The following is a 21,373-nucleotide window of genomic DNA, read 5'->3' as shown; positions in this document are numbered from 1 at the left end:
GCATGCCCTCCCAGATTCTCCATGTGTTGACAGGCGAAAGAGCGGCTCTTCAGGCGGGTATGCCCGCCGGGATCGTCGATTCTCCCGAATTCCGCCTCGGTTGCCAGGGTCCCGACTTGTTCGCGCACAACAGGAGAACCAGACCCTTCGCTCTTGCCTACGCGCGGCTGCTGCATCGCCGCGATTACGGCGTTTTCTGCGGGGCCTTTTACGATCGGCTTCTCAAAGGGAGTCCCGATTTTGTGCGCGCGGGATTGCCGTGGTATGTCGGTTTTTTAACTCATCAAATTTCGGACCGAATTTTCCATCCCTATATCGTGTACCGCTCGTCGGGCGTTCAGGAACGGCGAACCCGCAAAGTGAATCCCGCTCGGTATCATGCGTTTTTCGAGCGCATCATCGATGTGTGCGTGCTTCAAGCGATCGCCGGCGCCCGCCTCTCGTCTTTCGATACCGGGCATGCGTTTTCGCCGGGCGAGGATTCTCTTCGCCTGCTGGTTCCGGAAATCTCCGAGGCTCTCTCCTGTGCGTATCCCCGGGAGGCTGACGGAGACGAACAGCTTTCTCTCCGCGTCCGCAACGCCTTCGACGACGCGGTGCATTTTTATTCGGTCACGAATCCCGCGGTACTCGCGGTCCGAACCCGTAATTCCATCGAAACCGTCGAGCGTTATGCTTCTTTGGGTCTCGAGGGCGCGGCTCTGCTTCATCCTGATGAGGTTGATTCTTCGATTGATTGGGCGAATATCGCTCATGCGCAATGGATGCATCCCGTTTCCGGCGCAGTTCATACCGAATCCGTCGAGGATTTGTTTGGCCTCGCTGTCGAATCCGCGTCGAAACTGCTCTGTGCTGTTTTCGGGCCGGAAACCGGCATGCTTTTTTCAAACAACGGCTCGCCCGGCCTTTCGCCGTCGCTGGCGGTTTCGACCCCTGCGGAGATCGCCTCCCTTGTCGGAAACGAGTGCCTCGGCGTATGCGGAGACGACGGCCTTACCGGAATCGTTAAGTGGGTGGATCCTTTTCCGTTGGAAGACGAGCTCTTCCGGCAGGCGGAAAAGAGAAGAACCTGGCTCTCCGCTGTTCGGTTGACCCCGGATACCGGCATTGGTATGATGGACCTCACATGAATTTGAACGATAGACGCCTCGGCGCGTACAAGAAAATACTGAACACCGAAAACCCTTCAAGCTCCGGATCTCAACCTGACTCCCGGCCTGGTGAATCGAAGCCGCTGTCCGAAAGGTCGAACGGCGGATCCAAACAAGCGAACGACGGGCCCGCACGGTCGAATGGCGGGTCCGCACGGTCGAACGGCGGATCTGCACAAGCAAGCGGCCGGTCCGGACAGTCGAACGGCGGATCCAAGCAAGCGAGCGGCCGATCCGGACAAGCGAATTCCGGACCGGGTTCTGCCCGCGGCAATGAGCTGCCGGGCCTCATCAAGGTTCCCGATTCCTCCAGCGGCGGAAGGGACAGTCCCTTCCGCAGAGTGGCGAAATTTCTTTTAATCATCGGAGTAGACGAAGCCGCGAAAGTGCTGTCTAAACTGTCCCCTGATCAGGTTGAAAAGGTCGTTCTTGAACTCGCATCGATTCGAAGGGTGGAAAAGGATGAAGCGTCTCTTGTCCTTGCCGAATTCGAAGCTTTGTTCCGAAAGGCGCGCGAGCCTTCCGGCGGAGTCGACACTGCGCGTTCCATTCTTGAAGCCGCATTCGGTCCTGAACGCGCGGAAGCGATGCTTCAAAAGGCCGTCCCCCAGGTTATAGGCCGTCCCTTCGATTACCTCGACGGGATGGATCCGGCGCGCGTATATCGACTGATCGCCGATGAGCTGCCGGCAGTCAAGGCTCTGGTTCTCTCGAAGCTGGTTCCCGCGCAAGCCGCCGGGATCATTAAAGCAATGGCCGAAGGCGAAAAAACCGAAACGATAATCAGGCTCGCGAAATTGAAGGATATCAATCCGGATGTGCTGCGACGCGTGGACGACGCGATACGCGAGAAGGTTCAATCCGCGGGCGCCGTAGATTCGGAATCGGTAGACGGCCGCTCCGCCCTGGCTGAAATCTTGAGAAAACTCGATCCGGGGAAGGAAAGTTCCATTCTATCCGGCCTGATAGAAGCAGATCCCGAATTGGGAAAGGATATCCGCGAGAGGCTCTTTACCTTGGCCGACGTCGTCAGATGCGACGACCGGTTCATCCAGGAACGCCTTCGAACTCTCGACGACAGGGATATCGCCCTCCTCGTCGCCCGCAAGGACGAAGCGTTCAGGAAAAAAATATTCGACAATATTTCCCGCACGAGGGGAGCTCTCGTCCTCGAGGAGGAGAAGCTGCTCGTCCCGCTGCCCGGGCCGGAAGCGGTAAGCGTTACCGCGGCTTTTTTCGCCGCGGTCAGAAAGGGTTGGGAAGAAGGCCGGTGCGGGATAGACGATCGCGACGATGCGGAGGAATGGATACGATGATTAAAGGTCAGCTGATGCACGGGTTTGAAATTCTGGATATCTCCGAAATTCCCGAAATGAAGGGAACCGGGGTTTTCGCGCGCCACATAGCCACCGGCCTCGAGGTGTTTCATATCGTTACCGACGACGAGGAAAATCTGTTCGCCTATGCGTTCATGACTCCCCCCGAAGACTCGACCGGAGTCGCTCATATCCTTGAACATTCGGTTCTCTGCGGTTCCGAACAATATCCCCTTAAGGATCCCTTCCTCGTGCTGGCGAAGCAAAGCGTTAAAACCTTTCTCAATGCCATGACCTTTCCCGATAAAACCGTGTATCCCGCCAGTTCGATGGTGCGCAAGGACTACTTCAATCTCATGTCCGTCTACGGCGACGCGGTCTTCTTTCCCTTGCTCGACGAGAAGGTGTTCCGCCAGGAAGGCCATCGGTTCGAATTCGCGGAAGACGGCGCGGTTTCGATACAGGGAGTCGTATTCAACGAAATGCGCGGGAATTACTCCTCCTTCGATTCGGTCGCAGGAGACTGGTCCGTGCGCTCCCTTCTTTCCGGCACGCCCTACGAGCATGATTCAGGCGGCGACCCCGCCGACATTCCCGCCCTGACTTACGAACAGTTTTGCGCCTTTCACAAAAAATACTATCATCCCGTGAATTGCCGGGTTTTTCTTTCCGGAAATATTTCTACTGAAGAACAGCTGGCCTTCCTTCAGGACCGATTCCTCAATCGCTTCGCGCCGGCGCAAAAGCCCGAGTTGATAGCACCCGTCCCGGAATTCGATTCTCCCCGCGAACTGGAAGTGCCCGCTCCCGCCGGCGCCGAGCAGGATAAGAATAAAGTCACCTTTATGTTGAATTGGCTCCTTCCGGACGCCACCGACGTGGTTTCTCTCATGGAGGCGAATCTCGTTTCGGAAATTCTTCTCGGCCACGACGGCGCGCCGCTGAGCCGCGCGATCATGGAGTCCGGGCTCGGCGAGGATCTCGCGCCTTCCACCGGATTGGAGACCGAGATGCGACATCTGTGCTTCACCATCGGACTGCGAGGCGCAGACCGCTCTGTTAAGGAAGACTTCGAGGCTCTTGTCTTCAAGACGATCAGAGGTTTGGCGGAGTCCGGCATCGATCCTGAGGAAGTCGAGACTGCCGTCCGGTCCATCGATTTCAGCAATAGGGAGATTCGCCGTTCAGGCGGCCCCTTCGCCCTTACTTTGATGCGCCGGTCCCTGCGCGGCTGGATACACGGCCTTTCGCCCATGGCGACCCTTCGCTATGTTCCCGCCTTCGAGGAGATTAAGCGCCGGCTATCCGGCAATCCTTCGTATATTCAGGATCTGCTGCGTTCCTGGTTCCTTCAGAATCCGCATCGCAGTTTTGTGACCGTGTATCCGGACTCCCAGTACGAAAAGAGGCTCGAGGAATCCCTGGCCTCCCGCGTCAGGCTTTTCGAATCGACGCTGACGCCCGAAAAGAAAGAGCGCCTCGGGATCGCTCAAAAAGAATTTTTCGCCTGGCAGAAAGAGACCGACAGCCCTGAAAATCTTGCGCGCATTCCCCATCTTGAAACCGAGGATCTGCCCGCCCTTGCCGACCGCATACCGACGATTGTCGATCGGGCAGGCGAAGTTCCTCTATTGTGCCATGAGCAGTCGACGAACGGCATTGCGTACGTCGATATCGCCCTTCCTGTGGACGCGCTCGAACCTGAAGATTACCCGTACCTTCCGCTTTTCACCTCGGCTCTCACCGGCATGGCTTTGCCGGGACTGGGATGGGTAGAAACGTCGGCCCTTTCGGCGCGTCTCACCGGAGGCCTCGGAGCGATGCTCTTCGCAAGCTCCTCTATTCCCGGCTCAGCGCCGACGCCCGGCCTTGATCCGAACGCCTGCGGACGCGACCTCATGGTCGTCAGGGTGAAGATGCTCGCAGAGCTCGCGGAAGACGCCCTGCCTCTGGCGATCCGCTTTTTGCGCGATGCCGATTTTTCGGACGCCAAGCGCCTGGGAGACCTCCTCCTCGAATACCGGAACGATCTCGATTCGTCCCTGGCTCCCGCCGGACATCAATACGCGTCGAGCCGCGCGGCCAGTTATTTCAGCCGCACCAAGGCCGTGGACGAAATTTGGAACGGTTTCGCGCAGATACGCTTCGTGCGGGAGATATCCGCCGGAGCGGGAGACTCAAAAGCGATGAATCGCCTTGCCGCCCGCTTCGACGACATGCGCTCGCGGCTTTTGGGCGCAGGAATGATCGTAAACGCTACCGGAACCGAAGAGATACTCGCGCAGGTGAAAACTATTCTCGCAAAAGAGCTCTCCGGGTTTGCCTCGCCGACTCCGCCGTCCGGGAAGGACCGTTTCGCGGAATTCCTCGATCTGGCGAATCCTGACGCCTCCCGCATCGGCGCCCCTTCCGTCGAACTTTTTTCCTCGTCCCTTCAGGTAGGCTTCGCTTCCGCCGTTATTCCCGCCCTCCCGTTCGGCGATCCGGGCCAGCCGGTGGAAATCGTGCTCGGCCATTGGCTTGCGAGCGGCCCCCTGTGGGAAAAGATCCGCACGACCGGCGGCGCTTACGGAACCTTCGCGTACCCCGATTATGTCGAGCGGGTCTTCGCCTTCAGTTCCTACCGCGATCCTCAGCCTCTCCGTTCTGTCGAAGTTTTCAGGGAGGCGCTCGAACAGGCCGCTTCGGAACGCGTGGACGCGCTCGAGCTTGCCAAGACGATAACCGGCTGCTACAGCCGCGAAGTCCAGCCGCGTTCTCCTTCCGACAAGGGTTTCACTGCTTTTATCCGCTCGTTGTACGGAATCACCGACGAAGTGAGAAAAGCGAAAATCGAGGGAATCTTGCGCGTAACACCGGAAAGCCTTTCGTTTGCCGCGTCGAGGCTTCTTGATTGCTGGTCTTCCGCCCGCGTCGTGGCCCTTGCGGGAAAAAAAGCGCTTCCGCGCGATTCGGTATCGGAATTCTATGGAAATGTGCGCGCCTATACCATATAATAGGATAGGACTTGGACAACAGGAGTGTGATCATGAAAAAAATGGACCATGAAGGTTACGTTATAATGAAACAGCTTGTCTCGGACGTACAGGGCGCTCCGTATCCGAATGTGATAGAAAACGAGCTCTACCGGATATGGTACGAGCATGCGCAGCAGGTAGCGATCAAATGTCTTGAATATATCGATAAAAACTTTCCGAAGGACAAGGATCAAGACAACCTGCCGAAGTTTTGATAATCTGGACGATTAACGGCATTTATCGCTATATTTAGAGTATGAATTTTGATAAATGCACGGTAAAAACCCGGGAAGCGGTACAGGAAGCGACTTCCATTGCTCAGCGCGAAGATCATGCGCAGGTGGAAACCGATCATATCCTGGCCGCTCTTCTTGAACAGGAAGACGGAATTGTAACTCCTCTCATCGAACGCATCGGCGTTTCTCCGGATTCGCTTCGTTCGGAGGTTTTGGACAGACTCGACCGCAAGCCTCGCGTCAAAGGCGAATCCTCGCAGCTTCATTTTTCCCAATCCGCCGCCAAGGTGTTGGCCCGCGCGGAGAGCGAGGCTTCGAGTCTCAAAGACGACTACGTTTCAACCGAACATATATTGATGGCGCTCAGCCAGGCTGAAGATTCCTCAGGCGAATTGCTGCGCTCCAAGCGGATAGACCGCAACGCCATCCTTTCAGCGTTGAAGGAGATTCGCGGGAACCAACGCGTAACTACCGAAGATCCGGAAGCGACCTTTCAGAGTTTGGAGAAATATTGCCGGGATCTCACCGCGCTCGCCAAACAGGAAAAAATCGATCCGGTAATCGGACGCGATGAGGAAATCAGGCGCGTCATGCAGGTTCTCTCGCGGAGAACGAAAAACAACCCGGTTTTGATCGGAGAGCCGGGAGTCGGCAAGACGGCCATTGTAGAAGGTCTCGCACGGCGAATCGTTTCCGGCGACGTTCCTGAAAGCCTTTCCGGGAAGCGCCTCCTTTCCCTCGATCTGGGGGCTCTGGTAGCCGGAGCGAAATTTCGGGGAGAATTCGAAGAACGGCTCAAGGCCGTCATTCACGAGGTTCAGCAGTCGAACGGAAGCATCATACTTTTTATCGACGAACTTCATACACTGGTCGGAGCCGGAGCGAGCGAAGGATCGATGGACGCGTCCAATCTGCTTAAGCCCGCTCTCGCGCGCGGAGAGCTTCGGGCGATCGGCGCCACCACCTTGAACGAATACCGCAAATACATCGAGAAGGACGCGGCTCTTGAACGCCGTTTCCAGCAGGTATATTGCCCGGAGCCGAGCGTCGAGGATACGATCGCGATCCTGCGCGGCTTGCAGGAAAAATACGAGGTTCACCACGGCGTTCGCATACGAGACGACGCGCTGGTGGCCGCGGCCTCTCTTTCTAACCGCTACATCACCAACCGCTTTTTGCCGGACAAGGCAATAGATCTGGTAGACGAAGCGGCGAGCCGGCTCAAGATGGAAATCGAAAGCCAGCCGACCGAGCTTGATCAGGTTGAACGGAAGATTCTCCAGCTGACTATTGAAAAGGTCTCGCTTTCGAAGGAAAAGGATCCTGCGTCCCTTGAGCGGCTGTCCAAGCTGGAGAAGGAATTTGCCGAACTTTCCGCCCGCCGCGACGCCATGAAGATGCAGTGGACGAACGAAAAAAGCCGCATCGACGAATCCCGCAAGCTCAAGGAAGCCCTTGAACAGCTCAGAATAGAAGAAACCCGATATACCCGCGAAGGCGATTTGAACAAGGCCGCAGAAATCAAATACGGCCGGATTCCTGAGCTTGAGAAAAAAATAGCGGCAGTAGGAGAGGCTCTCACGCGGGCGGCGGAAGCGGGAAGCGCAGGCGGCACCCAGCTTTTACGGGAAGAGGTGTCGGAAGAGGATATCGCCCGCGTCGTGTCGGTATGGACCGGAATTCCGGTAGCTAAAATGCTCGCCAGCGAGATGCAAAAGTATCTGGAGCTTGAATCCGTACTCGCTAAACGGGTCGTGGGACAGGACGAAGCGGTCACCGCCGTATCGGACGCGATCCGCAGAAACAAAGCCGGCCTTTCAGATATGAACCGCCCGCTCGGAAGTTTCCTGTGCATCGGTCCGACCGGCGTCGGAAAAACCGAGCTCGCCCGAACTCTGGCGGATTTTCTATTTAACGATGAAAAAGCCCTTACCCGGATCGATATGAGCGAATATATGGAAAAGCACGCGGTAAGCAGGCTCATCGGCGCTCCTCCCGGCTACGTCGGGTACGAGGAGGGCGGACAGCTCACGGAAGCCGTCAGAAGAAGACCGTACAGCGTGGTTCTCTTCGACGAGATTGAAAAAGCTCATCCCGACGTATTCAACGTCCTCCTTCAGCTGCTGGACGACGGACGCTTAACGGACGGACAGGGCAGGGTGGTGGACTTCAGGAACTGCATCGTCATCATGACGAGCAATCTTGGCTCCGACTATATTCTGACCGCCAAGACCATGGACGAAGCGAAGCCGAAGATTCAGGAGATTCTGAAAGCGAGCTTCCGTCCCGAGCTGTTGAACCGCATCGATGAAATCCTCACCTTCAACCGTCTGGGCCGCGATCATATCGTTAAAATCGCCGATATACAGCTCGCCTCCGTCGCTCGCCGGTTGGAAGGAAGGCGTTTAACCCTCGATATTACCGACGCTGCCCGGCAGTACCTCGCGGAGGTCGGCTATGATCCGCTCTTCGGCGCGCGGCCGTTAAAACGGGCTATTCAGAGCGAATTGGAGAATCCTCTGGCCAAAGCGGTTCTTTCAGGCCGCTTCCCCGACGGCTCCAGGATACGGGCGGACCTCCGCGCAGACGGTCATGGACTGGATTTTTCAGCGGTCTAAACCGGAACTGTATGATATACTGAGTGCTTATGGATACTCATACAGGATTATATAAAAGTCTCGGATTTCCCTCCGTAACCGTGCACGAAGCGAATTCGCACTTCGATTTCGTGGAACCTTCCCGGACCATCCTCGTCATCGGACCGATGGGTTCCGGGAAGACCGAATACGCCGCCCGCCTGTGGCGCGACGCGGCTGTCGCCCGCAGAAAGGGTCTGGCCATCGCCTGGCTCACCAGCGGCGGCGGCAATCAAAAAGAGCTGTTCGAGCCTGAAAGCGGCATAGGCTACGCCGACCGCAGGAATACGTTTTTCGTTCGCTACTCTCTGGATAAGGAACGCTTCGCCGATTATCCGGAGGACGCTCTCGCCTATCGCGGAGGATACGAACGGTGCGGGAAAAACATAGCGACCATCAGCAATTCCTTCGATCTTGAACAGACCATACACGCCCATCCGGAGGTCGGTACCTGGATAATCGACGAAGCGGCTTTCTACGACGAACGGCTCGCGTACCTGGTGAAACGGGAATCGGAACAACGCGGCCTTGTCTTCGTCATGCCGACCCTTCTCCTTAATTTCCGCGGCGAGATGTTCAACGAAACAGCGCGGCTTTTAATGGAAACGTCCACGGACATCTATCCCCTCTCGGCCTACTGCGAGCATCCCGAATGCCTGGAAAGCGCCTACAACACCTACCGTTATTACCTGGTCGACGGAGTCGAATGCCCGGCCCTCTTTTTCGATCCGCTGATCATAGTCGGGGGAGACAGGGAAAAAACCGATCCGAGGGAGCCGAATTACTGCACCAGATGCGATCAGCATCATTATCTCCCCGGAAAGCAGTACACGTATTTCACGCTGAAGCCGCTCGGCGAGCGGGCGAGCATCGGAGACCTCTCCCGGCTCGAGGCGGAATTGCGCGCAATCAAGTACGAGCCGGAAAAATCCGAGCTTCATAAATCGTTCCGCCAGCAATATCTCGAAGGTCCGAAACCCTCCCGCGAGCATTTGAACGCGCTGAACGTTCCTTGCATCGCCGAGCGCGCCGTCGTATATCTTTTTGCGGAACAGAACCTGCTTTCGGCAGACCAGACCAGGCTGCTCGCCGAGCGCCTCGATCTTGACCGCGAGTATTTGTCCCGCAGGCTTTCGGATAATCACCGTCCGATCGAGTTGTAAATAATTGCGACAAAATTGCGAATAGTGTCGAAATGTCTTATATTTTGCTTGATTCCTGAAAAGTACTAGCGTACAATGATTGTATGCACAACGAAACATTGTCCAGCCCCGGCACAATCGCCGCGGTTCTGAAACAGACAGCAGAGAAGCATCCCGACGGTATTGCCCAGCTTTCCAAGAATGCCTGGGGCCAGTATAAGCCCAGCACCTTCCTTGATCTCTACGGGGAAGCGGGAGATTTCGCCGCGGGGCTTCATACCCTGGGCATCGGGGCGGGGGACCGCGTCGGTCTCGTTTCCGACAACCGTCGCGAATGGCTGGTCGCCGATTTGGCAGTGTTGGGATTGCGCGCCGCCGATGTGCCCAGAGGCCGCGATACCCTTCCCATAGAATTGTCGTACATACTTTCAAGGGCAGAATGCAAAACGGTGCTTGCGGAGAATCTCGAGCAGGCCGAGAAAGTTCTTGGAATACTCGAGTCGCTTCCGCTGCTTGAGCGGGTCATAGTTCTCGATCCGCAGTCCGCCCTGCCGGACGGGGCAACCCCAGGCCGAAAAACAGAAATTCTGAGTTACCGCTCGATCCTCGACAGGGGCGTCAGCTATCGTTCGGAGGATAAGGACTTCTGGGAGCGATCCCTTTCGCAGGTCGAACCCGACGATGTAGCCACTGTTATTTTCACGTCGGGAACTACGGGAGAACCCAAGGGAGTTCCTCTGACGCATCAGAACTTCTGCCACCAGCTCGAGGCTATTCCACAGGTGATCGATATCCGTCCCGGCGACATTTTCCTTTCGGTTCTGCCGGTGTGGCACGTTTTTGAACGCATCGTCCAGTATATCGCGCTCATTTCGGCAAGCACGCTCGCGTACTCGAAGCCTATCGGCAAGATCATGCTGCACGATTTCGCGCTCGTTCGGCCGACCTGGATGGCCTCTGTTCCCCGAATCTGGGAAGCGATCAAGGCGGGAGTGTATAAAAACGCGACGGAGCACGGCGGAGCGAAGGCTGCGATTTTCCTCTTCTTCGTCGCTTTCGGTTCTTTTTATGCGCGTTTGACTGCCATGAACAAGGGCCTCATGCCGCAATTCGAAAAACGTTCGGCCGTTCTCGATCGGCTTCTTTCCATTGTGCCGCTGATAGTTCTGTGGCCGTTGAAAAAGCTGGGAGACGCCCTGGTATTTTCGAAGGTGAAGGCGAAGCTCGGCGGCAGGTTCAAGGCGGGCATTTCAGGAGGCGGAAGCCTTCCTGCAGATATAGACGAGTTTTTCGCGGCGGCGGGCATCACGCTGCTGAACGGCTACGGTTTGACTGAGACGGCGCCGGTCATCGCGATCCGCAACTTTTTCCGCCCGGTGCGCCTGACCCTCGCGCCCCTTCCGGGAACCGAGATACGCATCGTAGACGACTCAGGCAGGGACTGCCCGCCGGGCGTGCGCGGTTTGATTCTCGCCCGGGGAAAGCAGGTGATGAAGGGCTACTACCGGAATCCCGAAGCTACCGCGAAGGTTCTGGACGCGGACGGCTGGTTCAATACCGGAGACCTCGGCGTGTGGACGCATGACGGCAATTTCGCGATCCGCGGACGCGCCAAGGATACCATCGTGCTGATGGGCGGAGAAAACGTGGAGCCGGTTCCCATCGAGGCGAAGCTCAGGGAAAGCGAATTCATCGAACACGCGATGGTGGTCGGACAGGATAAAAAGTTCCTCGGCGCCCTTATACAGATCGATACGAAGGCGGTCGAGCAGTATTTGAAAGCGAACGCCGTGCCCTACATAGCCCGCGACACTCTTGCCGCGATGCCCGAGGTCAGGGAGCTCATCAACGAGGAAATCTCGCTCAGAATCAACGCTCGAAACGGATTCAGGCCCTTCGAGCGGATCGGACGCTTCGCCCTTCTCGATAGAACGTTCGAACTCGGGAAAGAGCTTTCCGCCAAACAGGAGATCAAGCGCCATGTTATGGCTGAACTGTACGGCGAGGTAATTGAAGGGTTGTTTAAGGAAGATTGACGGAAGGCAGCTCCAGGAAGAAAAAGTATGCAGTTTTTGAAAGAATTCTGCATATTTTTGCATTTCTCTTCTTGACCATCGGCAGCTAAAGTAGTTACACTTTTGCTAAAGTTCATCCTTGGTAAGGAGAAGAGAAATGACTGATCAATGCTGCGAAACGTTTTCCGCACTGTGTCTATCCGGTTTCCATCTTTTCCGCGCCCTCCGTCGCCGTCAGGCGTAAAGAACTTCTTCCATCGCCCCTGTCCGGTCAGGGTCAGCCTCGTTCGAGGCCTTTCCGGTTTTATTTTCCTAACACAATACATTATTTGAATTGGAGTAGCATATGATTGTTGCCGGTATTATCGGCGCGACAGGATATGTCGGCGTCGAATTGGTCCGCCTCCTTTTGGCGCACCCTGAAGTTTCTTCCCTGGCCCTCAGCTCCGTCAGTTTCGAGGGGCAGAACATCGTCGACGTGTATCCGAACCTGCGCGGAATGCTCCGGGGGAAAACCGACGGCGTGCTCACCGGCGCCGACGCGGTTGTCGCCGCCGCAGACGTGGTGTTCACCGCTCTTCCGCACGGAGTCGCCGAGCAGTACGCGGACGCCTGCGTAAAACAGGGGAAAAAGCTGATCGATCTTTCGGCTGATTTCCGGTTCGACGAGGATGAGGCGACCTTCGTGGAATGGTATAAAAAACCGTACGCATTTCCCGCGATGCACAGCGAGTCGGTCTACGGGCTTCCGGAAATGAATCGGGAGAAAATTCGCAAGGCCAGGGTGATCGGGAATCCCGGCTGCTATGTGACCGCGGCGACCCTTGCCCTTCTTCCCCTGCTGGAAAAGGGTTTGGCGAAAACGGACTGCGTAATCGTCGACGCGAAAAGCGGAATTACCGGAACTGGCCGGAATCCGAGCGAGAAGAACAACTATTCCGAATCGGGAGAGTCCTTTGCTCCGTACAATGTGGGCAAGCACCGGCATCAGCCCGAGATCGCGAGGAACTGCTCGAAGGCTGCGGGGAAGCCCGTGAACGTCCTTTTCACTCCGCATCTTTTGCCGATGAGCCGCGGCATCATAGCGACCGTATACGCTCAGACGGTCCGGCCGGTGACTGAAGAAGAGGTGTTCGCCATTTTTGCGGAGCGCTACGCCGAAGAGCCTTTCGTCCGGGTGCTTCCCCTCGGAGACACCGCTACGACTAAAAACGTGCGGCTTTCCAACTGGTGCGATCTTTCGATCCATGTGGTGAACGGGGGAAACACCGTCGAGATTGTTTCCGCCATCGACAACATGGTAAAGGGCGCCGCCGGACAAGCGGTGCAGAATATGAACCTGATTTCCGGTTTCCCGGAAACAATGGGAATCGACGCGATTCCCGCCGCTTTTTAACCGCCGCGAGCATGCGGAAGGAGAAGAATCTATGACTTTTATAGAAGGCGGCGTATGCGCCCCCGCCGGTTTTACGGCGAACGGAGTTCTCTGCGGAATCAAGAAAGGCCGCACAAAGAACGATCTTGCTCTCATCGAATCCGAAGTTCCCTGCTCGGCTGCCGCGGTATTTACGAAAAACCTGGTGAAGGCTGAACCGGTAAAACTGACGAAAAAGCATATTGCGAACGGCGCAGCCCAGGCGATTGTCGCCAATTCCGGAAACGCGAACGCGTGCACGGGAGAGCAGGGCTATGCGAACGCCGAGCGGACGGCGGAACTCGCCGCTTCGCTTCTCGGGCTGAATACAGAAGACGTTCTGGTCTGTTCGACCGGAGTCATCGGCCAGCAGATCAACATCGGCGCGATCGAATCCGGCATGGAAGCCCTGTGCGAAGGCCTGTCGAAATCCGGCAATGCGGCGGCCCGGGAAGCCATCATGACTACCGACACAAAGCATAAGGAAACGGCCGTAGAATTCGAGCTCGGCGGAAAGAAAGCCAGGATCGGCACTATGGCCAAGGGCTCGGGAATGATCCACATAAACATGGGTACCATGCTCGGCTTCATTACCACCGACGCTGCTATCACCCCGAAGATGCTGGACGCGGCTCTGCGGGAAAGCGCGGATCAAACCTACAACTGCGTAAGCGTCGACGGGGACACCAGCACGAACGACACACTGTGCGCCCTGGCGAACGGGTTGGCGGGAAATCCGTTGATCGCTTCGAAAAACGCGGACTATCGCGCCTTCGTCTCGGCCCTGAACGCGGTGAACACGCGGATGGCCCGGATGATCGCGGCAGACGGAGAAGGCGCGACCCATCTTCTCGAGTGCGTCGTGAACGGCGCGAAGTCCGCGGAGGCTGCGAGGAACCTCGCGAAGGCCGTTATTTCGTCGAGCCTCGTCAAGGCGGCCTTTTTCGGCAAGGACGCGAATTGGGGAAGAATCCTTTGCGCGATGGGATACTCGGGAGAGCATTTCTCTCAGGAGGGAACGAGCGTGTTCTTCGATTCGGGCGCCGGGGAAATCGAAGTGTTCCATAACGGCGTTCCGCTCGATTTCGACGAACCGAAGGCAAAGGAAATTCTCGGCGAAACCGAAGTGAAAATCAGGATCGAATTGAAAGACGGAAAGGAAAACGGAACCGCGTGGGGCTGCGACCTTACCTACGATTACGTGAAGATCAACGGAGACTACCGCACATGAGCGAAGCGATAAGCAACAAGGATTGGGCCGATATTCTGGTTCAGGCTCTCCCGTACTTCAAACAGTACGTGGGAAAGACGATCGTGGTGAAGTACGGCGGAAACGCCATGCTCAACGAAACCCTGAAAGCCGCGGTGATGGAGGATCTTGTCCTTCTTTCAACCATCGGAATCCGCACCGTCCTGGTTCACGGCGGCGGTCCTGAAATCAACGCGATGCTGGAGAAAACCGGCAAGGAATCGAAGTTCATCAACGGCTTGCGCTACACCGACGCGGAGACCATGGAAATCGTCCAGATGGTGCTCACCGGCAAGCTGAACAAGGACATCGTCGGGCTCCTGTTGCAGGCGGGCGGAAAGGCTGTCGGTCTTTCAGGCGTGGACTCGGGCCTTCTGCGCGCTAAGAAAATCGACAAGGACGGAGTCGATCTCGGCTTCGTCGGAGACGTGACCGAGGTGCATCCGGAGATTCTGGAAACCCTCCTCGACAAGGGATACATCCCGGTCGTCTCTACCGTAGCGCTCGGCGAGCAGGGAGACATGAGCCGATACAACATCAACGCCGACACCGCCGCCGCGAAGATCGCCGTGGCTCTCAAGGCCGAGAAATTCGTGCAGCTTACCAACGTCCCCGGTCTGCTCAGGGATGTGAACGACCCTTCGAGCCTCATCAGCCGCCTCGACCATGTGGCGGTACCCTCGATGATAGCGACAGGAGTAATCTCCGAGGGAATGATTCCCAAGATCGAATGCAATCTTGAGGCTATCAAGGGCGGAGTTCCCCGAACCTACATCATCGACGGCCGGGTTCCCCACGCCTTGCTGATAGAGATGTTCTCCGACCGGGGCATAGGAACTATGATCGTATAATCCCTGGAACAGGGAAAGGAGCCTTGAATGGCGGGAAAGATAATCAACAATCTGGGAAGTCTGCCGGTAGTGTTCGTTTCCGGAAACGGAAGCATCCTCGCGGACGACCAGGGAAAGAAGTATATAGATTTCGTCTCGGGGATCGGGGTGAACTGTCTGGGCCACAATCATCCGGCCCTCGTGAAGGCGGTTTGCGACCAGGCCGCGAAGCAGATTCATATTTCCAATTACTATAATTCGGATACGGGGCTAGCCTGCGCTGAGGCCCTCCTGTCCCGCACAAAGATGGACAAGGTGTTTTTCGGCAATTCCGGAGCGGAGGCGAACGAGGCGGCGATCAAGCTCGCCAGAAAGTTCGGATCTCAGTCCGACGCGAAAGAGGGAAAACAGGCGGGAACCCGCCACGTCATCGTTACCCTGCAAAAGTCCTTCCACGGCAGAACGCTCGCAACCCTTGCAGCGACCGGGCAGGAGAAATTCCATGCGCCAGCCTTCGCTCCGTACATCGCGGGCTTCCGGCATATCGACGCGAACGATTTTTCCGCCCTTGAAACGGCCTTCGACGGAACCGTGTGCGCCTTCTTCATGGAAGTCGTACAGGGCGAAGGCGGCGTGAACCTCGTGGACCGCGAATGGGCCCGGGCCGCCTGCGCTGCGGCGAAGAAGGCCGGAGCCCTCGTCATGATCGACGAAGTGCAAACCGGAGTAGGGCGGACGGGAACCTTTCTCGCCTGCGAACAGCTGGGCCTCGATCCCGACGTCGTCACCCTCGCCAAGGGAATCGCCGGGGGAGTTCCTATGGGAGCCTGCCTCTCCAAAGGCGCGGCGGCGGATGTTTTCGTCGCCGGCGACCACCAGTCGACCTTCGGCGGAAATCCCCTTGCCTGCGCGGCGTCTCTTGCTGTGATGGCTGAATTGGCAAAGCCGGGCTTCCTTTCGAAGGCCGCGGAAAAGGGCGACTATATCCGCGCCAAGATCGCAGCCTGGAAGCTTCCCTGCATTCGGGAAATACGGGGACGCGGCTTGATGGTCGGCGTAGACATCGATTCGCCCGCTTCGGACATACAAAAGGCCTGTCTCGGCTTCCCGGGTTCCGGCGGCAGGGGCCTGTGCATATCGACGGCGGGCGTCCAGACGCTGCGCTTTCTTCCTCCTCTCGTTGTAACTATGGAAGAAATCGACGAAGGCCTCGAGATTCTGCACAGCGTATTGACCGGTTCGAACAGTAATCAGTGATTTTATCGAAGATAGATTAGCAAGGAGCATTACATGAGCAAAGAAAAGGTTATCTTGGCGTATTCCGGCGGTTTGGACACCACCGTCATCATTCCCTGGCTGAAAGAAAACTACGACTACGATGTGGTAGCCGTATGCATCGACGTCGGACAGGGCGACGATTGGGGCAAGATCAAGCAGCGCGCCCTGGACACGGGAGCTTCATCCTGCTACGTCGTAGACGCCCGGGAAGAATATATCACGGACTTCATCTGGCCGGCTCTCAAGGCGAACGCGATCTACGAAGACCGCTATCTTCTCGGAACCTCCACTGCTCGTCCCCTGATCGCGAAAATTCTCGTGGATTACGCCCGGCAGGAAGGCGCTACCGCCATCTGCCACGGCGCGACGGGAAAGGGTAACGACCAGATCCGCTTCGAGCTCACCATCAAGGCCTTCGCTCCCGATCTGAAAATCATCGCCCCCTGGCGGATCTGGGATATCCAGAGCCGCGAAGAGGAAATCGAGTATCTCGAAAAACGGAACATCCCCGTTCCGATGAAGAAAGATCAATCCTACAGCCGCGACGAGAACATCTGGCACCTGTCCCACGAAGGGCTCGAGCTCGAGGAAACAGAAAACGAGCCGAACTGGAAGCACATGCTCCAGCTCACCGTCGTTCCCGAGGAAGCGCCGGAGGCCGGCGAGTACGTGGAAGTCGGCTTCGAACACGGCATTCCTGTTTCCGTCAACGGAAAGAAGATGGGAGCCCTCGAGCTGATGAAGGAGCTGAACAAGATCGGCGGAAGGAACGGAGTCGGCCTTGTCGACATCGTTGAGAACCGCGTTGTCGGCATGAAAAGCCGCGGCGTCTACGAAACTCCCGGCGGAGCGATTCTCTACTTCGCCCACGAGCAGATGGACCATCTGTGCCTCGACCGGGATACCTACTTCTTCAAGCAGCAGGCTTCGCTCAAGATGAGCGAGCTCATATACAACGGCCGCTGGTACACCCGGCTCATGGAATCGCTGATGGCCTTCATGGATACGGCCGAGCAGAACGTCACCGGCACCGTCAAAATGAAACTGTATAAGGGCTCCATCAGGGGCGCCGGCTCGAGTTCGCCGTACAGCCTCTACAACGCGAATATCGCCAGCTTCACTACCGGCGATCTCTACGATCATCACGACGCCGAAGGTTTCATCACGCTTTTCGGCCTTCCGCTGAAAGTACGCGCCATGATGGAGCAGGCCACCGGCCAGGGCCAGGCCGTCGAGGCCAAGGCCTTGAAGCAGCGGCCTACTGAATAACGAGTAAGCGGCGCCGGGCGTTATGCGTTCGGCGCCGTTTCCGTTATCATCAGAGCGATATGAGCAGCGAAAACACGATTCTTCCGATAAGTCCCGAATGGCTTAACCCTGTTTTTTTGGTTCCCTACATCTACGGCAATGAAACGCAGGCCTGGTATTGGTCCGACGACTGGGACCCCGATTTTTACATTTCCCTTGCTCGAGCGGGGTTCATATCGATTTGTTCCGATCATTTCGACGGCAGGATGCTGTTGCTTCCTCAGATGCATATCGAGTCCGCCGTTCTCGACTGGAGGGATCGCCGCTTGTCCCGCTCCCTTTTCTCCGCAATCCGCTCGGGAATTTGCGATCGTCTGTCGCTGACCCTCCGCGTTACCCGCGATCCCGGGCTTGCGATGCGGTGCCTCGGCGAATGCTGGGAGGGCGAATCCTGGCTCCACGCGCCATATCGGAAGGTTATGAACCAACTTGCTTCGCGCACTCGCGAGTATTCGTTTTCCGGCGATTCTCCTTCGCCGCCCCTCATTCCGGTCGGCGTAGAACTCTGGTCTTCTCGCTGCGATCGTCCCGTCGCCGGAGAGCTCGGCTATATTACCGGCTCCGTCTACACGAGCCTTTCGGGCTTCATGCATCCTGACAGACGAGCCTGGAACAACTGCGGAAAGCTCCAGCTCCACGCGCTTGCGGTATTGCTGGAACGGTCCGGTTTTTCCTTTTGGAATCTGGGCCAGCCGCAAATGCAGTACAAGCGGGACCTGGGAGCCCGCGTCACTCCGAGGAAGGAATTTCTCGAAAGGTGGCTCGGCGCAGTCGGAAAGCCTGTGCCGACCGCTTTCAGCCGCTTTCTTGAAACGGATCTCGAGCTTTCCTCTCTCCTCTCACCGGACGGCTGTTCGTCTCTGTTGTCCGCGGATCGGCCTTTATGATAGACTTTTACGCAACAGGAGCTTTAATGAATAACTTGAAAACGTATTTAGTCGGGATTATTCTCGGCATCGCGAACGTCATTCCCGGAGTATCCGGCGGGACTATGGCCGTCGTATTCAATGTGTACGATAAAATACTCGAAGTCATTTCCCTGGATTTTTCCAGGATTAAAAAGAATATCCTTTTCCTGTTGCTTCTTGCCGCCGGACTCGCCACCGGCGTGCTTTTGTTCGCAAACCTCGTCGATTGGCTTTTCGCCTCCCATCCGACGCCTACCGCTTTCTTTTTTACCGGCATTATTCTGGGAAGCGTCCCCTTTATTTTCAAGCGGGCCAAAGGCGATTCCTTCTCTCCCGGAGCAGCCGTTTTCATCGCCGCGGGGTTGGCCGTCATGATAGTGATGGCCGTCGTTCAGGCCGATGAGTCGGTTTCCGCGATTACGTCGCTGTCCGTTCCGGTGTTTTTTTGGCTCTTTTTTCTTGGAGCGGTCGGAGCAGTCGCGATGATAATTCCCGGAATATCCGGTTCCCTTGTATTGTTGATACTCGGCGGCTACCGCACGGTGATATCCGCGATCTCCGATTTTAATATTCCCCTGCTGCTTCCCATCGGATTCGGCATTATCGCAGGCCTTCTCGCTGGAGCCGGACTCGTCCGCTTTCTCATGACCCGGTTCCCGAAAGCGACTTACGCGCTGATCCTCGGCCTCGTGGCCGGTTCCGTTCTTCCCGTGTATCCGGGTCTGCCATCCGGAATCGCTTCAACGCTCATTTCCCTGGCCTCTTTGATCGCAGGCACGGCGCTCTCCTGGTTTTTCAGCCGTTCCGAATCTGCTTCGCCGGAGGCCTCCTGATGGCTCGATTCGCAAGCTGCGACGCCTCCGGCCCTTTGCTGGAATCTCTTGTACAGCCGTTTACCTCAATCGGCCATGAGTGGATGCTGATAAGCGCCGGAACCGGAACCTCGAGAAACGAATGGAACGCCATGACCGCGTCATGGGGAGGGTTCGGGGTGCACTGGAACCGCAGAACCGTCTCCTGCGTCATCAGGCCGACCCGCCATACCTTTCCGTTTGCTGAACGCGAGCCCCTTCTGACTTTTTCGTTTTTCGGTCCTGAACATAAAAAAGCCCTGCAGATCTGCGGGAGCGTAAGCGGCCGGGATACGGACAAAGCTGAGGCCGCCGGAATCGAACCGGTTGTGCTCGAGCCGGGCGCCGTCGGATTTTCCCAGGCGAGGTTTTCCCTTGTCTGCCGTAAAATCTACGCGCAGGATATGAGCCCTGCCTGTTTTATCGATAAAGGCCTGGATTCCTTTTACGAACTGAAGGATTATCACCGGATGTACATCTGCGAAATTCTCCGCTGCTGGACTCCGGCTGCGGGCAACGACGAAGCGAGGACTGCAAAATGAGCGAAAAAAAATCTCCCCTGTGGCATGGTCGTTTTTCAGACGGACCCGACGCCGACGCGCTGGCGTTTCAATCATCGATCGGGATCGATTCCCGCATGGCCCTGGACGATGTTCGCGGCAGCATCGCGCATGCCCTCATGCTCGGAAAGGCGGGAATAATTCCGGCAGATGAATCGGCGGCCATAGTCAAGGAGCTCCGCTCCATATACGGAGAACTCGAATCAGGCTCCCTAAAGATCGACTGGGCGGCCGAGGATATTCACAGCTTCGTCGAAGGCGTGCTGACCGAACGGCTCGGAGACGCAGGACGCAAGGTGCACACCGGCCGCAGCCGGAACGACCAGGTCGCCCTGGACGAACGGCTCTATCTCAGAAGGATCGTGCCCGAGCTTCAAACCGGAATTCTCTCTCTCGTCGAGACTCTCTCGTCCATCGCCTCGAAACACACGGAAACCCTGATGACGGGCTACACCCATCTTCAGCGCGCGCAACCCGTGACGCTCGCCCATCATCTGTGCGCCTGGTCGTGGCCCCTCGTGCGCGACTACGGCCGTTTCTCCGACGCTCTCGCGCGCATCGACCGCATGCCTCTTGGGTCGGGCGCTCTCGCCGGCACCGGGTTGCCCTTGGACAGGCGCCTCGTCGCCGACGAACTGGGCTTTTCCGCCCTCACGGAAAACTCCCTCGACGCCGTATCGGACCGGGACTACTGCCTCGAGCTTGCCTCCGCCATCGCGATCCTGATGACCCATCTTTCCCGCTACTGCGAAGAGATCATCATCTGGTCGACCGAAGAGTTCAAATTCATCGAGCTTTCGGAAAAGTGGTCCACCGGTTCGAGCATCATGCCTCAAAAAAAGAATCCCGATTTCGCGGAAGTCATCCGCGGCAAGACGGGCAGGGTGTACGGCGATCTGATAGCCCTGTTCACCATGATGAAGGGCCTGCCGCTTTCCTACAACAAGGATATGCAGGAGGACAAGGAAAATCTTTTCGACGCGTACGACACGGCTTTTTCCTGCCTGAGAATATTCACCCACATGGTCGCATCGATCCGCTGGAATACGGAGCGCCTCGAGTCCTCCTGCACGGGGGGCCACGCGAACGCTACCGATCTTGCAGATTATCTGGTGCGCAAAGGCCTGCCGTTCCGGAAAGCTCATGCCGCGGCCGCGGGAGTCGTCCGCGAGTGCATCGATTCCGGAATCCCTGACATGATCGATCTGCCCCTCGACCGCATGAAGATTCATTCGGATCTCATAGAGCCCGACGTGTATCCTTTGCTCGAACCGGCCTCTTGCGTGAAGGCCCGCGATCTTCCCGGCGGCCCGAATCCCGACCGCGTCCGCGAACAGATCGCCGCCTTGAACGATTTCGTGATAAAAAACCGCCTTCCTCTGTGATCCGCCGGGCAGAAAACCAGATATCCTCCTATAGAACCGGTAAGCCGGAGCGAAGAAACGCATTGGGCCCGATGTCC

The 21,373-nt window shown here is 57.0% G+C and carries 16 protein-coding genes; all 16 read left to right on the top strand.

Annotated elements, in window-relative coordinates; all coding sequences use genetic code 11:
* Positions 1-2: 2 nt before the first annotated feature.
* Positions 3-1,130, top strand: a complete 1,128-nt coding sequence (locus tag K7J14_RS09485) for a hypothetical protein (protein ID WP_230755621.1) — start codon at positions 3-5, stop codon at positions 1,128-1,130.
* On the top strand, positions 1,127-2,467 hold the full coding sequence (locus K7J14_RS09480) for a flagellar motor switch protein FliG (protein ID WP_230755620.1): 1,341 nt from the start codon (positions 1,127-1,129) through the stop codon (positions 2,465-2,467). Before K7J14_RS09485 ends, K7J14_RS09480 begins: the two co-directional genes overlap by 4 nt.
* On the top strand, positions 2,464-5,463 hold the full coding sequence (locus tag K7J14_RS09475) for an insulinase family protein (RefSeq protein WP_230755617.1): 3,000 nt from the start codon (positions 2,464-2,466) through the stop codon (positions 5,461-5,463). Before K7J14_RS09480 ends, K7J14_RS09475 begins: the two co-directional genes overlap by 4 nt.
* A gap of 32 nt (positions 5,464-5,495) precedes the next feature.
* Positions 5,496-5,699, top strand: coding sequence for a hypothetical protein (locus K7J14_RS09470; protein WP_230755615.1), 204 nt, complete (start codon positions 5,496-5,498; stop codon positions 5,697-5,699).
* A 41-nt stretch (positions 5,700-5,740) separates the two neighbouring features.
* A complete protein-coding gene (gene clpB, locus K7J14_RS09465) occupies positions 5,741-8,338 on the top strand; it encodes an ATP-dependent chaperone ClpB (protein ID WP_230755614.1) in 2,598 nt (865 codons plus the stop codon).
* 29 nt (positions 8,339-8,367) lie between these two features.
* Positions 8,368-9,519, top strand: a complete 1,152-nt coding sequence (locus K7J14_RS09460; RefSeq protein ID WP_230755612.1) for a thymidine kinase — start codon at positions 8,368-8,370, stop codon at positions 9,517-9,519.
* Positions 9,520-9,602: 83 nt separating this feature from the next.
* Positions 9,603-11,534, top strand: coding sequence for an AMP-dependent synthetase/ligase (locus tag K7J14_RS09455; protein WP_230755610.1), 1,932 nt, complete (start codon positions 9,603-9,605; stop codon positions 11,532-11,534).
* A 325-nt stretch (positions 11,535-11,859) separates the two neighbouring features.
* Positions 11,860-12,909, top strand: coding sequence for an N-acetyl-gamma-glutamyl-phosphate reductase (argC, locus tag K7J14_RS09450; protein WP_230755608.1), 1,050 nt, complete (start codon positions 11,860-11,862; stop codon positions 12,907-12,909).
* A 31-nt stretch (positions 12,910-12,940) separates the two neighbouring features.
* Positions 12,941-14,158, top strand: coding sequence for a bifunctional glutamate N-acetyltransferase/amino-acid acetyltransferase ArgJ (argJ, locus tag K7J14_RS09445; protein ID WP_230755606.1), 1,218 nt, complete (start codon positions 12,941-12,943; stop codon positions 14,156-14,158).
* On the top strand, positions 14,155-15,027 hold the full coding sequence (gene argB, locus K7J14_RS09440; RefSeq protein ID WP_230755603.1) for an acetylglutamate kinase: 873 nt from the start codon (positions 14,155-14,157) through the stop codon (positions 15,025-15,027). The genes argJ and argB overlap by 4 nt, the downstream gene beginning before the upstream one ends.
* Positions 15,028-15,054: 27 nt before the next feature.
* Complete coding sequence (locus K7J14_RS09435) at positions 15,055-16,263, top strand: acetylornithine/succinylornithine family transaminase (protein WP_230755602.1); 1,209 nt, start codon at positions 15,055-15,057, stop codon at positions 16,261-16,263.
* A 33-nt stretch (positions 16,264-16,296) separates the two neighbouring features.
* Positions 16,297-17,553: an argininosuccinate synthase gene (locus tag K7J14_RS09430; protein WP_230755600.1), complete on the top strand. Its 1,257-nt coding sequence runs from the start codon at positions 16,297-16,299 to the stop codon at positions 17,551-17,553.
* Positions 17,554-17,612: 59 nt separating this feature from the next.
* Positions 17,613-18,479, top strand: a complete 867-nt coding sequence (locus K7J14_RS09425) for a hypothetical protein (RefSeq protein ID WP_230755598.1) — start codon at positions 17,613-17,615, stop codon at positions 18,477-18,479.
* A gap of 26 nt (positions 18,480-18,505) precedes the next feature.
* Positions 18,506-19,333, top strand: a complete 828-nt coding sequence (locus K7J14_RS09420) for a DUF368 domain-containing protein (RefSeq protein ID WP_230755596.1) — start codon at positions 18,506-18,508, stop codon at positions 19,331-19,333.
* Positions 19,333-19,893: a flavin reductase gene (locus K7J14_RS09415; RefSeq protein ID WP_230755594.1), complete on the top strand. Its 561-nt coding sequence runs from the start codon at positions 19,333-19,335 to the stop codon at positions 19,891-19,893. The genes K7J14_RS09420 and K7J14_RS09415 overlap by 1 nt, the downstream gene beginning before the upstream one ends.
* Positions 19,890-21,296: an argininosuccinate lyase gene (gene argH / locus K7J14_RS09410; protein WP_230755593.1), complete on the top strand. Its 1,407-nt coding sequence runs from the start codon at positions 19,890-19,892 to the stop codon at positions 21,294-21,296. Before K7J14_RS09415 ends, argH begins: the two co-directional genes overlap by 4 nt.
* The last annotated feature ends 77 nt before the right edge of the window (positions 21,297-21,373 follow it).

This window comes from Teretinema zuelzerae, from assembly GCF_021021555.1.
Lineage (GTDB): Bacteria > Spirochaetota > Spirochaetia > Treponematales > Treponemataceae > Teretinema > Teretinema zuelzerae.
This window is presented reverse-complemented; position numbering and strand designations above follow the sequence as displayed.

What these genes read in the sequence shown, in the direction of transcription:
- K7J14_RS09485 (WP_230755621.1), top strand. Translation starts at nt 3, where the DNA reads ATGCCCTCCCAGATTCTCCATGTGTTGACAGGCGAAAGAGCGGCTCTT.
- K7J14_RS09480 (WP_230755620.1), top strand. Translation starts at nt 1,127, where the DNA reads ATGAATTTGAACGATAGACGCCTCGGCGCGTACAAGAAAATACTGAAC.
- K7J14_RS09475 (WP_230755617.1), top strand. Translation starts at nt 2,464, where the DNA reads ATGATTAAAGGTCAGCTGATGCACGGGTTTGAAATTCTGGATATCTCC.
- K7J14_RS09470 (WP_230755615.1), top strand. Translation starts at nt 5,496, where the DNA reads ATGAAAAAAATGGACCATGAAGGTTACGTTATAATGAAACAGCTTGTC.
- clpB (WP_230755614.1), top strand. Translation starts at nt 5,741, where the DNA reads ATGAATTTTGATAAATGCACGGTAAAAACCCGGGAAGCGGTACAGGAA.
- K7J14_RS09460 (WP_230755612.1), top strand. Translation starts at nt 8,368, where the DNA reads ATGGATACTCATACAGGATTATATAAAAGTCTCGGATTTCCCTCCGTA.
- K7J14_RS09455 (WP_230755610.1), top strand. Translation starts at nt 9,603, where the DNA reads ATGCACAACGAAACATTGTCCAGCCCCGGCACAATCGCCGCGGTTCTG.
- argC (WP_230755608.1), top strand. Translation starts at nt 11,860, where the DNA reads ATGATTGTTGCCGGTATTATCGGCGCGACAGGATATGTCGGCGTCGAA.
- argJ (WP_230755606.1), top strand. Translation starts at nt 12,941, where the DNA reads ATGACTTTTATAGAAGGCGGCGTATGCGCCCCCGCCGGTTTTACGGCG.
- argB (WP_230755603.1), top strand. Translation starts at nt 14,155, where the DNA reads ATGAGCGAAGCGATAAGCAACAAGGATTGGGCCGATATTCTGGTTCAG.
- K7J14_RS09435 (WP_230755602.1), top strand. Translation starts at nt 15,055, where the DNA reads ATGGCGGGAAAGATAATCAACAATCTGGGAAGTCTGCCGGTAGTGTTC.
- K7J14_RS09430 (WP_230755600.1), top strand. Translation starts at nt 16,297, where the DNA reads ATGAGCAAAGAAAAGGTTATCTTGGCGTATTCCGGCGGTTTGGACACC.
- K7J14_RS09425 (WP_230755598.1), top strand. Translation starts at nt 17,613, where the DNA reads ATGAGCAGCGAAAACACGATTCTTCCGATAAGTCCCGAATGGCTTAAC.
- K7J14_RS09420 (WP_230755596.1), top strand. Translation starts at nt 18,506, where the DNA reads ATGAATAACTTGAAAACGTATTTAGTCGGGATTATTCTCGGCATCGCG.
- K7J14_RS09415 (WP_230755594.1), top strand. Translation starts at nt 19,333, where the DNA reads ATGGCTCGATTCGCAAGCTGCGACGCCTCCGGCCCTTTGCTGGAATCT.
- argH (WP_230755593.1), top strand. Translation starts at nt 19,890, where the DNA reads ATGAGCGAAAAAAAATCTCCCCTGTGGCATGGTCGTTTTTCAGACGGA.